Consider the following 12,742-nt stretch of genomic DNA (forward strand, 5'->3'; position numbering starts at 1 on the left):
CGGTGAAATGGCGAAGCACGACGTCGGCGTCCAGGGCTTTGCTCATCAGTCCGATGGATCGTGACGCTCGGCCTACGCCGACCACGCCGCTACGCGAAGGCTCGGCCAGTCTGCGTCAGCCCACTCGTCGGGGACGAAGACCGACCCCCGCCATTGCCATGAAATCGGCCGCCTTGCGGACCTGGGCATGCGAGGCACCCGGACCAGGCTCCATCTCGAAGATCACCGTCTCGCCCATGGCGAGGTCCAACGCCCTGCGGACGGCGGCGGGAATGGTCACCTGGCCCTTGCCGTGATGCTGGCAGCCATTCTCAGGCTTCGTACCTCAAAGGCACATGGGGCGGGCCTCTGAGATAAAGGCAGCTTCTCCTGCTTCGGTCGTGCGCCGGCGATCCCCTGCCAGACGATCTGCACTCCGGCCCGCATCGCACGCCCGCCGCTCACCCGGCATACCCCCTGTTGGGCCTGACGCTCCCGCTCGAGCCGGAGGCGAGGTCCACGGACAACCGGGCGGCGGCCTCGCACAGCAACGGCGCCGCGGTTGCCACGAACTCCGCGGTCATCCGCTCCATCGGCCCGGAGACCGACATACCGATCGGCGTCGGCGCGTGGGGGACCGCGACCGCCACGCAGCGCACGCCGATCTCCTGCTCGCCGTCGTCCACGGCATACCCCTTCTGCCGCACCCGGGCGAGCTGGTCCACGAACGCGTCGGGGTCGGTGATGGTGTGCACGGTGTGCGCCACCAGCCCGGTGCGTGCCAGCAGCTCGCGCACGGCCGCGTCGCTCTCGACGGCGAGAAGGGCCTTGCCGACCGCGGTGCAGTGCGGTGAGACCCGGCGCCCGACCTCGGTGAACATCCGCATCGAGTGGCTCGACGGCACCTGCCCGATGTAGACGATCTGGTCGCTGTCGAGCATGGCGAGGTTGGCCGACTCGCCGAGGTCCCGGACCAGCCCGGCGAGGTAGGGCTGGGCCCAGGTGCGAAGCATCCGTGAGCTGGACTCCCCGAGCCGGATCAGCTTGGGCCCCAGGGTGTACTGGCGGGAGCGCTCCTGACGCACGTAGCCGAGGTCGACGAGGGTGCGCACGAGGCGGTGGATCGTCGGCAGCGGAAGCCCCACCTCGGTGGCCAGCTGCGAGAGGCCGACGGTGCCGCCGAGGTCGGCCATCCTCTCGAGGATCTCAAAGGCCCGCCCGAGCGACTGGACGCCGCCGGTACGGCGGCCGCGGGCATCGCTGCTCGGCGACGGGGACGGCGACTGCGTGCTCTGGTCCGACGTCACGCGCCCGATCATAGGACGGCCAGTCGCACGGAACTCTCGCTCTGCGGAAAGTATCATCCGGTGGACGAAGCGATCAGGAGGTCGGTCATGAGCCGTACGGACGATCTGGCGGCACGACTCGACGCGCAGCTGGCGCAGACCGACGCCGACCTCGTGGCGCACTACCCGGGCGAGGACGGGTCCCGCCAACCCGTGCACACGGTCTACGTCCCGGCGGACCGATTCGGCGCGACCCTCGTCCCCGAGTGGGGTGCGCGGGCGCTCGAGGAGTTCACCACGCACCTGGCAGACCCCGACACGTTGGCGCGCATCCTCGATGTGGCGCCGGCGCTCGCCGCCGAGGTGGCACCCCTGGTGGCCGCCAAGCTCGCGGCCGAGCCGATCGAGGACCTGCGGATCGACTTCGAGGACGGCTACGGCTCGCGCGACGACGCGGTCGAGGACGCCGAGGTGGACGTGGCGGTGGCGTCCTGGCGCGCCAGCAGGGACGGCGGCCGGGCGACCGCGTTCAGTGGGATCCGCTTCAAGTCGTTCGAGGCGCCGACCCGCCGCCGCGGGCTCGAGACGCTCAGCCGGTTCGTCGGTGGCGCGGTCACCGAGGCTCGGCTGCCGGACGGGTTCGTCGTCACCCTCCCCAAGGTCACCGCCGTCGCCCAGGTCGAGGCCATGGTCGACGCGTGCACGCACCTGGAGGACGAGCACCAGCTGGCGCCCGGGGCCCTGCGCTTCGAGATCCAGGTCGAGACGCCGCAGGCGGTCCTGCTGGCCGACGGCACCGCCGGGGTGGCGCGGATGATCGCTGCCGCGGGTGGTCGGTGCACCGGGTTGCACTACGGCACCTACGACTACTCCGCGTCCCTGGGCATCTCCGCGGCGCAGCAGAGCATGGACCACCCGGTCGCCGACCACGCCAAAGCCGTCATGCAGGTGGCCGCCGCCGGCACCGGGGTGCGGCTGTCCGACGGGTCGACGAACATCCTCCCCGTCGGGGACATCGAGGCACGGTATGCCGCGTGGCGGCTGCATGCGCGGCTCGTGCGGCGCTCCCTCGACCGGGGCTTCTACCAGGGCTGGGACCTCCACCCGGCGCAGCTGCCGACGCGTCACGCCGCCACGTTCGCGTTCTACCGGCAGGGGTTCGGGGCGGCAGCGACGAGACTGCGTGCCTACGTCTCACGGACGGGGTCCGGGTTCCTCGACGAGCCGGCCACGGCGCGCGCTCTCGCCTGGTTCATCCTCCGGGGGCTGCACTGCGGCGCGATCACCGACGCCGAGTGCCGGGAGCAGGCCGATCTCGACCGGTCGGCGATCGAGCGGCTGGCCCACCCGGGGCGCGGGGAGCACCACCCCCGCTGACGGTGGGTCCACCCCCATCCCTGGTTCGACAACGGGATATGTTCGCCGGAACACCCCTGCCGTCTGCGCCGCTGACCCAGAACGCCGCTGACCCAGAAGCAGACACCGAGAGGAGCCACCCGCCGTGACCCGTGTGCTCCTCGCCCCCGACAAGTTCAAGGGGACCCTCACGGCGGCCGAGGTGGCCCGGTGGGTGGCGGCCGGCATCACCAGCGTCCGTCCCGACGTCGAGATCGTCAGCGTGCCCGTGGCGGACGGGGGTGACGGCACGCTTGCCGTCGCCATCGAAGCCGGTTTCGTGAGGCACGCCGTCACCGCCGGTGGGCCCACGGGGGAGCCGGTGGACACCGCGTTCGGGCGCCGAGGCACCGAGGCGGTCATCGAGCTGGCGGAGATCTCGGGTCTCGCCCAGCTCCCCGGCGGGGTGCCGGCGGCCCTGACCGCCTCGAGCCGGGGGACCGGCGAGCTGCTGCACGCCGCGCTCGACGCCGGCTGCACCCGTCTCGTCCTCGGCATCGGCGGCAGTGCCTGCACCGATGGGGGAGCCGGCCTGGTGCAGGCCCTCGGCGCCAGGATCCTCGATGCCGACGGCGTCGATATCGGCCCAGGGGGTGGAGCACTGGCGGCCGCGCGGACCCTCGACCTGGCCGGCCTCCACCCCGGCCTGACGACGGCCGACGTCGTCGTCGCCTGCGACGTCGACAACCCCCTGTCGGGACCCCGCGGCGCGGCCGCGGTCTACGGCCCGCAGAAGGGCGCCAGCCTCGGCGACGTCGCGCACCTCGATGCCGCGCTCAGTGGATGGGCCGACCTCGTGGCGATGACGACCGGTGCAGACCACCGCGACGACCCCGGGGCGGGCGCCGCCGGGGGAGTGGGCTTCGGGGCCATCGCCGTGCTCGGTGCCACCCTCGCACCCGGCCTCGACCTCGTCCTCGACCTCACCGGTTTCCATGACGCGCTCGCCGGCACCGACCTCGTCATCACCGGCGAGGGCTCCCTCGACGAGCAGACGCTCCACGGCAAGGCGCCCGCTGGCGTGGCCGCCGCAGCCCGCGCCGCCGGCATCCCCGTCGTCGCCGTTGCCGGGCGGTCCCTGCTCACCGACGGTGAGCTGCGAGCGGCCGGGATCGCCGCGGCATACGCGCTGTCCGACGAGACGGACGACGTCGAGGAGTCGTTCGCTCGGCCCGGACCACTGCTCGAGCGGATCGGCGCCCGGATCGCGGCCGAGCACCTGCCCAGCGTCGGAGGCCCGGCATGAGCACGGACGTCGTCCTGCGGTCGCGACGGGCGGTCACCCCCGACGGCGAACGCGCCTGCAGCATCGGGATCACCAACGGGACGATCACCGCCGTCGAGTCCTACGAGGCGGGCCTGACCGGCGACCGGGTCGTCGAGCTGGGCGAAGACGTCGTCCTCCTGCCCGGGCTCGTGGACACCCACGTCCACATCAACGAGCCGGGCCGGACCGACTGGGAGGGCTTCGCGTCGGCCACCCGCGCCGCCGCTGCCGGAGGCGTCACGACGCTCATCGACATGCCCCTCAACAGCATCCCGCCGACAACGACCGTCGCCGCGCTCGACGCCAAGCGCGCTGCCGCCCGCGACCAGAGCTGGGTCGACGTCGGCTTCTGGGGCGGGGCGGTGCCCGGCAACCTCGCCGACCTGCGCGGCCTGCACGACGAGGGGGTCTTCGGGTTCAAGGCCTTCCTGCTGCCCAGCGGTGTCGAGGAGTTCCCGCGCCTGTCGCCGGGCGAGCTCGAGGGCGCGTTGCGCGAGGTCGCCTCCTTCGACGGGTTGATGATCGTGCACGCCGAGGACGCCGACACCATCGACCACGCGCCGGCGCCCCAGGGGACGTCCTATGCCGCGTTCCTCGCCTCGCGTCCGCGAGGAGCGGAAAACCTCGCCGTCGCCCGCGTCATCGAGCTGGCCCGCTGCGCCGGGGCCCGGGTCCACGTCCTGCACCTGTCGAGCTCGGACGCCCTCCCGATGATCCGCTCGGCGAAGCGCGACGGGGTGCGGCTCAGCGTGGAGACGTGCCCGCACTACCTGACCTTCGCGGCCGAGCAGATCCCTGATGGCGCAACGCCGCTCAAGTGCTGCCCGCCGATCCGCGAAGGGGCCAACCGTGAGCTGCTCTGGCAGGGCCTGGCGCAGGGGGACATCGACCTCGTCGTCTCCGACCACTCGCCGTGCACGCCCGACCTCAAGGCCCTCGACAGCGGCGACCTCGGCCAGGCCTGGGGCGGCATCGCCTCGCTCCAGCTTGGTCTGTCAGTGGTCTGGACAGGGGCGCGGTCACGCGGTCACGACCTCACCCACCTGGTCCGCTGGATGGCCGGGGGTCCTGCGGCGCAGGCGGGTCTCGACCGCAAGGGACGCATCGCCGTGGGCGCCGACGCGGACCTGGCGGTCTTCGCGCCGGACGACGCCATGGTTGTCGACGCCCGCGCGTTGCACCACAAGAACCCGGTGTCCGCCTACGACGGGCAGGTCCTGGCCGGCGTGGTCCGTGAGACGTGGCTGCGTGGGCGCCCGATCGACATCGACGCCCCGCCGCGAGGGCGTCTGCTGAGGAGGGAGCGGGGATGACCAGTGGACGGGCGGTTTCCGGCGGTCACACCGAGGGCGGACATGCCGAGGGCGGGGAGACCGGGTTCAGGGGGTGGCCCGATCTCGCGAGCCGGGCGCTGTCGGGCTCGGTCGTCTGGGCGAGTGACGAGCTCTTTGCCCAGCGAGAGAACCTCATCCGGCCGGGGCCGGCGCTGTTCTCGAGCGTGGACTTCGGCCACAAAGGGAAGATCTACGACGGCTGGGAGACCCGCCGTCGACGCGACGGCGGCGAGTTCGACGCGGCCATCGTCCGGCTCGGGGTGCCGGGGATCATCCACGGCGTGGTCATCGACACGGCGTGGTTTACCGGCAACTACCCGCCCTTCGCGTCCGTCGAGGCGACCGGGCTCGAGGGCTACCCATCGCCGGAGGAGCTCGCCGACGCCGAGTGGGTGAGCGTCGTCGAGCGGTCAGTCCTGCGCGGCGACAGCGAGAACCCGTTAGCCGTGGCCGACGGCCGGCGGTTCACGCATGTGCGCCTCACGATCTATCCCGACGGCGGGGTCGCCCGGTTCCGGGTGCACGGCGAGCCGGTGCCCGATCCGCGGTTCCAGTGCGCCAGCCTCGACCTGGCGGCGCTCGAGAACGGCGGCGACGTCGTCGAGTGCTCCGACATGTTCTACTCCTCGCCCCGCCACCTCCTCGCGCCCGGTGCCGCCGGGTCGATGGCGGACGGCTGGGAGAACGCCCGTCGTCGAGACGACGGTCACGACTTCGTCACCGTCCGGCTCGCAGCCCGCGGCACCGTTGATCTCGTCGAGGTCGACACGTCGTACTTCGTCGGCAACGCCCCGGGTGCCGCGTCGCTCTCCGGCGCCGACCTGTCCGAGGTCCAACGCCCGGGCGAGGCGGGCTGGGTGGAGCTCGTCGGGCTGCAGCGCCTCCAACCGGACACCCGTCACCTGTTCCGCGTCACGGCGCACGCCCCGGTGACCCACGTCCGTCTCGACGTCTTCCCGGACGGGGGGGTGGCGCGGCTCCGGGTCACCGGCTCGATCTCCCCCGAGGCACGCCGCGACGCCCTCCGGCGCTGGCTCGACCTCCTGCCCACGCCGCAGGCCATCGCCGTCCTGTCCGGAGCCCTGGTGGGGGGTGGACAACGCCGCGAGGAGGCGGTGACGCGTGCGCAGGACCTCGCCGCCCTTCGTCCGTTCTCGGGCACGCAGACCCTGCCGGACGAGGTGGCTGGGCGCCTCCTGCCCGACGCCGCGAACTAGGGTGGCGACCATGGCCGACACCACGACCCACGACCCGATCATCCTGCCCGAGGACGAGGTGGCCCGCATCTGCGCCGACCTGATCCGCATCGAGTCGACGAACTTCGGCGACGGGTCCGGGCCGGGGGAGCGCAAGGCTGCGGAATACGTCATGGCCGAGCTGACCGAGGTCGGACTCGACCCGGTGCTCCTCGAGAGCGCGCCCGGCCGGGCCAGCGTGATGGTGCGCATCGAGGGCTCGGACCCATCGCGTCCGGGCCTCGCCGTGCACGGTCACCTCGACGTCGTCCCGGCGAATGCTGCTGACTGGCAGGTCGACCCGTTCTCCGCCGAGGAGCGAGACGGGTGCATCTGGGGTCGCGGAGCGGTGGACATGAAGGACATGGACGCGATGATCCTCGCGAACGTGCGCCACCTTGCGCGTTCCGGCACGAGACCGGCCCGCACCACGACCTTCGCTTTCTTCGCCGACGAGGAGGCCGGTGGCAGCTTCGGTGCGCACTGGGTCGTCGCGAACCACCCCGAGTGGTTCGAGGGCGTGACCGAGGCGATCAGCGAGGTGGGGGGCTACAGCGTCACGGTCCCGTCAGTGGAGACCGGCGAGCCCACCCGCGCCTACCTGCTGCAGACCTCCGAGAAGGGCCTGGCCTGGCTGCGGTTGCACGCCCGGGGCCGCGCCGGCCATGGCTCGGTCCCCAACGACGAGAACGCCGTCGTGCGCCTCGCCGAGGCGATCACCCGCATCGACGCCCACGTCTGGCCGCGGGAGTACATCGCGTCAGTGCGCCAGCTCCTCGACGGCTTGAGCCGGCTGACGGGCACGTCGTATGCCGGGGACGACCTGACCCGCCTGCTGGATCACATCGGCGGGGCGGCAGGGTTCGTCAAGGGATCATTGCAGGACACCGCAAACTTCACGATGCTCGACTCCGGCTACAAGCACAACGTCATCCCGCAGTCCGCGTCCGCCTCCCTCGACTGCCGCTTCCTGCCCGGTCACGAGGACGACCTGATGGCCACGATCCGTGAGCTAGCAGGCGAGTTCGTCGAGGTTGAGGTGCTGCACCGGGACATCGCCCTGGACACGCCGTTCAGCGGTGACCTCGTCGACGCCATGAAGCGGTCGCTGCTCACCGAGGACCCCGGCGCCTGCGTGCTGCCCTACTGCCTGTCCGGCGGAACCGACAACAAGGCGCTCAAGACGCTGGGGATCACCGGCTACGGCTTCGCCCCGCTACGGCTGCCCGCCGACCTCGACTTCGCCCCGATGTTCCATGGCATCGACGAGCGGGTGCCGCTCGAGTCGCTCACGTTCGGGGCACGGGTGCTGGGGACGTTCCTCGACCTCGCCTGAGGTCCGAGGGCGGACAGAGTCAGGAACGGCCGCTCGTCAGGCGGTGCGGCGGACCCGGATGATCCTGCGCCGCAGCCAGGCCCGGCGGATGCCACCCATGTAGACGACGCTGCGGCTCAGCTCCCACTGGCCGTACTCCGCGTGTTCGATGAGTGCACGACGGATGTCCGGCCGGGAGACATCGCGGCCGAAGGTGAGGACTCTGTACTCGTACTCGATCATGGTCTGCCCATTCTCACCCACCAACCGCTACCTTCAGGGTATGACCGCCGATCCGCGTGCCGCGCTGGCCATTCTCGTCTCCGCCCTCGAGCGTCACCTGGAGGTGGCGTCATCGCGCCGCGACCCGGATGACTCGCACGTCATCTCCGCCGCCCAGGACCTGGCCGATGCGTTCGACGACTACGACGAGGCGTTGTTCCGCTCGACGGAGGTGGCGACACCACTGGCCGTCTACGACGGGCCGTTCGACGACGAGGACGACGAAGACGACGAGGATTTTGACGACGACGACGACGAGGACGACGAAGACGATGAGGACGAGGACGACGCCGAGGACGACGCCGACGAGGTCAACGGCGCAGACGCCGCGAAGGGCCGGCCGGTGACGGGCCCCGGCAGCTGAGCGTCCGCCCCGGGTCGACGCGGGCTCAGGCTGAGATCTCGTCGAGCGCCTCGACGAGCTGCGGCGGCAGCTCGAGGTCCTCGCTGGCGAGGGCGGTGCGCAGCTGGGCGGTCGTCCGCGCCCCGACGATGGGGGCAACGACCCCCGGACGGTCCCGCAGCCAGGCCAGCGAGACCTCGGTGGGTGAGACTTGCAGCCCGCGGGCCGCCGTGGCGACCGCCTCGACGATGGTGGTGCTGCGCCCGTCCAGGAACCGCTCGACGAAGTTGGGGAAGTCGCGCGACGCCGCCCTCGAGTCGCTCGGGACCCCGTTGCGGTACTTCCCGGACAGCACCCCCCGGGCCAGTGGCGACCACGGCAAAAGGCCGAAGCCGAGCGACTCCGCGGCCGGGGCCAGCTCGCGTTCCGGGTCGCGATGGATCATGGAGTACTCGACCTCGTTGGCCACCAACGGGACTCGCGCCGACTCCAGCAGCGAGAACGCCCGCGCCGACTGCCAGCCGGAGTAGTTCGAGACGCCGACGTAGCGCGCCTTGCCGGACCCCACGGCATACTCCAGCGCGCTCATCGTCTCGGCCAGCGGAGCCTCGTCGCTCCAGGTGTGCACCAGCCAGAGGTCCACGTGGTCGGTCTGCAGTCGTCGCAGCGACGTGTCGAGCTGTCGCAGGAGGGTGCCCCGGGAGGTGTCGACGACGCGCTCGGTGCCGCGGCGCTCGATGCCCGCCTTGGTGGAGATGACCAGGTCCTCGCGAGCCACGACGTCGCCGAGGAAGGACCCGACGAGGCTCTCCGCGGCCCCACCGCCGTAGCCGAAGGCCGTGTCGAGGAGGTTGCCGCCGGCGTCGAGGTAGGTCCGCAGCTGGTCCCGGCAGGCTTCGCCGTCGAGGACGGTGCCCCAGGTCATGGTGCCGAGGGCCATCCGCGAGACGGAGAGCCCTGAGGTGCCGAGACGTCTGTGGCGCATGTCTGCGTACGCTATCGGCCGCGACCCCCGTCCCCCGCGAGCCCCGCCGGGATAGCCTGCGACCCATGGAACTCGGACTCAACCTCGGTTACTGGGGCACGGGCGTCGACCAGGACAACATCGCGCTGGCTCTCGAGGCCGACCGGCTGGGGTATGCCGTGGCCTGGGTCGCCGAGGCCTACGGCTCGGACGTGCCCAGCGTCCTGTCCTGGGTCGGCGCGCTGACCCAGCACATCGACCTCGGTGCGGCCGTGATGCAGATCCCCGCACGCACCCCGGCGATGACCGCGATGACCGCCGCCACGATCGACACCCTCTCCGGTGGGCGCTTCCGCCTCGGCCTCGGGGTGTCCGGACCGCAGGTGAGCGAGGGCTGGCACGGCGTGCCGTTCGCCGCGCCGCTCGGACGGACCCGCGAGTACGTCGACATCGTCCGGATGGCGCTTCGCCGCGAGACGGTGTCGTACGACGGGAAGCACTGGACCCTGCCCCTTCCGGACGGCCCGGGCAAGGCCCTCAAGCTGACGGTCCACCCGGTCCGCGAGACGGTGCCGGTCTACCTCGCCGCGGTCGGGCCGAAGAACCTCGAGCTGGCGGGGGAGATCGCCGACGGTTGGCTGGCCATCTTCTACAGCCCGGAACACAGCCGGGACATGCACGAGTGCCTGGCGACGGGGGCCCGCAGGGCGGGACGCGGGACGGCAGAGAACCCCCTGGCCGGGTTCGACATCGTGCCGACCGTGCCGGTGGTCCTCACCGACGACCTCGTCAAGGGGGCGGCCATGGTGAGTGCCTACTCGGCGCTCTACATCGGCGGCATGGGCTCGCGTGAGAAGAACTTCTACAACCAGCTCGCCGTCCGGATGGGGTTCGAGGAGGCGGCCAAGAAGGTGCAGGACCTCTATCTCGCCCGCCAGCCCCGCGACGCCGCAGCCGCCGTGCCGCAGGAGTTCATCGACTCCACGGCGCTGATCGGGCCCCGGGCGCGGATCAAGGAGCGCATGAGCCGGTATGCCGACGCGGGCGTCACCACCCTGACCATCACGCCGTTCGCCGCGACACTCGAGGAGCGACTGCAGGTGGTCCGCACCATGGCCGAGCTGATGGGGGAGACTGGGCTGCGCTGACGCCCAGCCACCCTTCAGGTGGGTTGGACAGAATCGTCGGCGGCCTGCCCCCCAATCGAAAGCAGTTTGCACCGTGTCGGACCTGACCTATGTCTCCTCGGTGATCCTCGGCGTCGTCGAGGGACTCACCGAGTTCCTCCCCGTCTCCTCCACCGGACACCTCACGATCACCGAGAAGCTGCTCGGGCTGCGGGTCGACGCACCGGAGGTCACGGCATACACGGCCATCATCCAGCTCGGGGCGATCGCCGCCACGCTCCTCTACTTCTTCAAGGACATCGTCCGGCTGCTCGTCGCCTGGTTCCGCGGCCTGACGAACGCCGAGGCCCGTCAGGACCACGACTACGCACTGGCGTGGGCGGTCATCGTCGGGTCGATCCCGGTGGGTGTCGTCGGCTTTGCGCTCAAGAACGTCATCGAGGGCGCACTGCGCAGCCTCTGGGTCGTCGCCATCGCCCTGATCCTCTGGAGCGCCGTGATGTGGGTCGCGGAGACGCGTCACGCGAAGCTGCTCGCGGAGAGTGGCGAACGCGGCGAGGGGACCGTCACAGTCCGGGACGGTCTCGTCATCGGCCTCGTCCAGTGCTTCGCGCTGATCCCGGGCGTCTCCCGGTCGGGCGCGACCATCTCGGCGGGTCTCTTCCGGGGACTCGACCGGGTCACGGCCACCCGCCTGTCGTTCTTCATGGCGATCCCGGCGCTGACGGCGGCGGGGCTCTACGAGGCCGGCAAGACCGACCTGTCCGGGCTCGGCAAGGGCGAGATGGGCGTCGGCATCGTCGTGGCGTTCATCGTGGCCTATGCCTCGATCGCGTGGCTGCTGAAGTTCGTGGCAAGCAACAGTCTCAAGGCGTTCGTCTACTACCGCGTCGCGCTCGGCCTGGTCCTCATCGCGGTCCTCGCGACGAACGTCCTGTCGGCCACCTGAGCCTGATGTCGTTGTCTCACAGCCACTTCGAGTGTTTGAAGGCTCGAAAGAGCGTCCCGCAGGCAGTCAGCATCACGGCCAGCACGACGAAGTAGCCGTAGTAGACCTCCGAGCCCCCCAGGTCGACGCTGGCCTCGAGCTCGGGGATGTTGTGGAAGTTCATCCCGTAGACGCCCGCGATCATCGTCGGCACGGCGGCGATGGCGACCCACGCGGAGATCTGGCGCATGTCGTCGTTCTGCTGCACCGAGATCTGCGCGAGATGGGCGCTGAGGATGTCGGTGAGCAGCCGGTCGTAGGACTCGACGTGGTCGTTGACCTTGAGCAGGTGGTCCTCGACGTCGCGGAGGTAGTTGTGGATGTTGCTGTCCTGCGCCGCGAGCAGGGCCCGCGGCTGCCCGGTGTGCAGCCGGACCATCGAGTCGGCCAGCGGCACCGACGCGCGACGGACCTCGAGGACCTCTCGCTTGAGCCGGTAGATCGCGGTCGCGTCGACGTCCCGCGCCCCGCTGAAGACCTCCTGCTCGATGCGGTCGAGGTCCTCGAAGATCTCGCGGTCGACGAGCACGTAGTTGTCGACGACCGAGTCCATAACGGCGTGGAGGACTGCGGCGGGTCCGAGGCTGAGGTGCTCGGCGTTGTCCTCCAGCCGCTTGCGCACGCCGGCGAGAGGGTTACCCTCACCGCGGCGCACCGTGACCACGAACCGGTCCCCGAGGAAGACCATCACCTCGCCGGTCTCGACGTCCGAGGTCTCCTCGAGGTAGCGCAGGGTCTTGAGCACGACGAGCAGGCTGCCTTCGTAGTGCTCGATCTTGGCGCGCTGGTTGCCCCGGACGGCGTCCTCGACGGCGAGCGGGTGGAGCCGCAGTTCGGCGTTGACGAGCTCGAACTCGGCCTCGGTCGGGTCCTTGAGCCCGATCCACATGAAGCCGTGACCGTCGGAGCGGAGCCGGTCCAGCTCCTCGCTGAGGTCGCCGCACTGCACTCTGATGCCCTCGCGGTAGATGGCTTGATCAACGATCACAGGGCTACTCCACCACGGACGGGCCTCCTCCACCACGAAACCCGGCGAGGGCGGGACGGCCCGGGCACGTCCGGAGGGCCGAAGGCGTGCGAGGTCGGTGTCATGGGACGCGCGCACAAGGTCCCGGGCGACCAGCGAGCCCGCGACCAGGCCGGTGGAGGCTTGTCGTGGCCCAGGCTTGGTGGGAGCCCAAGGGAGAGAGGCGTTGTCCGCCGGAATGGACCGGTGCACGTATCCCG

General features: G+C 71.0%; 13 protein-coding genes. 8 read left to right on the plus strand and 5 right to left on the minus strand.

The window, feature by feature from the left end:
• Positions 1 to 115 precede the first annotated feature (115 nt).
• Both ACLL9L_RS12485 and ACLL9L_RS12490 read right to left on the minus strand, forming a co-directional pair.
• Positions 116 to 280: an AbrB/MazE/SpoVT family DNA-binding domain-containing protein gene (locus ACLL9L_RS12485; RefSeq protein ID WP_411284983.1), complete on the minus strand. Its 165-nt coding sequence runs from the start codon at positions 278 to 280 to the stop codon at positions 116 to 118.
• Positions 281 to 440: 160 nt separating this feature from the next.
• Complete coding sequence (locus ACLL9L_RS12490) at positions 441 to 1,286, minus strand: IclR family transcriptional regulator (RefSeq protein ID WP_411284984.1); 846 nt, start codon at positions 1,284 to 1,286, stop codon at positions 441 to 443.
• Positions 1,287 to 1,373: 87 nt separating this feature from the next.
• Between ACLL9L_RS12490 and ACLL9L_RS12495 the strand changes: the two genes are divergently transcribed.
• From ACLL9L_RS12495 to ACLL9L_RS12515, 5 genes are all read left to right on the plus strand, one after another.
• Positions 1,374 to 2,642 carry a DUF6986 family protein gene (locus tag ACLL9L_RS12495; protein ID WP_411284985.1) on the plus strand — a complete coding sequence of 423 codons (1,269 nt, stop codon included), beginning with the start codon at positions 1,374 to 1,376 and terminating at the stop codon, positions 2,640 to 2,642.
• Between the two features lie 124 nt (positions 2,643 to 2,766).
• Positions 2,767 to 3,906 carry a glycerate kinase gene (locus ACLL9L_RS12500; protein WP_411284986.1) on the plus strand — a complete coding sequence of 380 codons (1,140 nt, stop codon included), beginning with the start codon at positions 2,767 to 2,769 and terminating at the stop codon, positions 3,904 to 3,906.
• Positions 3,903 to 5,240 (plus strand): allantoinase AllB, encoded by a 1,338-nt coding sequence (gene allB / locus ACLL9L_RS12505; protein WP_411284987.1) that lies wholly within the window; start codon positions 3,903 to 3,905, stop codon positions 5,238 to 5,240. Before ACLL9L_RS12500 ends, allB begins: the two co-directional genes overlap by 4 nt.
• On the plus strand, positions 5,237 to 6,478 hold the full coding sequence (alc, locus tag ACLL9L_RS12510) for an allantoicase (protein WP_411284988.1): 1,242 nt from the start codon (positions 5,237 to 5,239) through the stop codon (positions 6,476 to 6,478). The genes allB and alc overlap by 4 nt, the downstream gene beginning before the upstream one ends.
• Positions 6,479 to 6,488: 10 nt before the next feature.
• Complete coding sequence (locus tag ACLL9L_RS12515; protein WP_411284989.1) at positions 6,489 to 7,832, plus strand: M20/M25/M40 family metallo-hydrolase; 1,344 nt, start codon at positions 6,489 to 6,491, stop codon at positions 7,830 to 7,832.
• A 36-nt stretch (positions 7,833 to 7,868) separates the two neighbouring features.
• Here the strand turns inward: ACLL9L_RS12515 and ACLL9L_RS12520 are convergent, their stop codons facing one another.
• Positions 7,869 to 8,054, minus strand: coding sequence for a DUF5703 family protein (locus tag ACLL9L_RS12520; protein ID WP_411284990.1), 186 nt, complete (start codon positions 8,052 to 8,054; stop codon positions 7,869 to 7,871).
• Between the two features lie 40 nt (positions 8,055 to 8,094).
• Between ACLL9L_RS12520 and ACLL9L_RS12525 the strand changes: the two genes are divergently transcribed.
• The gene (locus tag ACLL9L_RS12525; protein ID WP_411284991.1) at positions 8,095 to 8,457 is read left to right on the plus strand and encodes a hypothetical protein; all 363 of its coding nucleotides are present in this window, start codon (positions 8,095 to 8,097) and stop codon (positions 8,455 to 8,457) included.
• A 25-nt stretch (positions 8,458 to 8,482) separates the two neighbouring features.
• Here the strand turns inward: ACLL9L_RS12525 and ACLL9L_RS12530 are convergent, their stop codons facing one another.
• On the minus strand, positions 8,483 to 9,421 hold the full coding sequence (locus ACLL9L_RS12530; RefSeq protein ID WP_411284992.1) for an aldo/keto reductase: 939 nt from the start codon (positions 9,419 to 9,421) through the stop codon (positions 8,483 to 8,485).
• Between the two features lie 65 nt (positions 9,422 to 9,486).
• On the opposite strand from ACLL9L_RS12530, the gene ACLL9L_RS12535 reads away from it, so the two are divergent.
• Both ACLL9L_RS12535 and ACLL9L_RS12540 read left to right on the plus strand, forming a co-directional pair.
• Positions 9,487 to 10,548 (plus strand): LLM class F420-dependent oxidoreductase, encoded by a 1,062-nt coding sequence (locus ACLL9L_RS12535; RefSeq protein ID WP_411284993.1) that lies wholly within the window; start codon positions 9,487 to 9,489, stop codon positions 10,546 to 10,548.
• 73 nt (positions 10,549 to 10,621) lie between these two features.
• Positions 10,622 to 11,476, plus strand: coding sequence for an undecaprenyl-diphosphate phosphatase (locus tag ACLL9L_RS12540; RefSeq protein WP_411284994.1), 855 nt, complete (start codon positions 10,622 to 10,624; stop codon positions 11,474 to 11,476).
• A gap of 16 nt (positions 11,477 to 11,492) precedes the next feature.
• Here the strand turns inward: ACLL9L_RS12540 and ACLL9L_RS12545 are convergent, their stop codons facing one another.
• The gene (locus ACLL9L_RS12545) at positions 11,493 to 12,503 is read right to left on the minus strand and encodes a magnesium and cobalt transport protein CorA (RefSeq protein WP_411284995.1); all 1,011 of its coding nucleotides are present in this window, start codon (positions 12,501 to 12,503) and stop codon (positions 11,493 to 11,495) included.
• Positions 12,504 to 12,742: the final 239 nt, after the last annotated feature.

It is taken from the genome of Lapillicoccus sp., from assembly GCF_046595215.1.
In the GTDB taxonomy this organism is placed as follows: Bacteria; Actinomycetota; Actinomycetes; order Actinomycetales; family Dermatophilaceae; genus Lapillicoccus.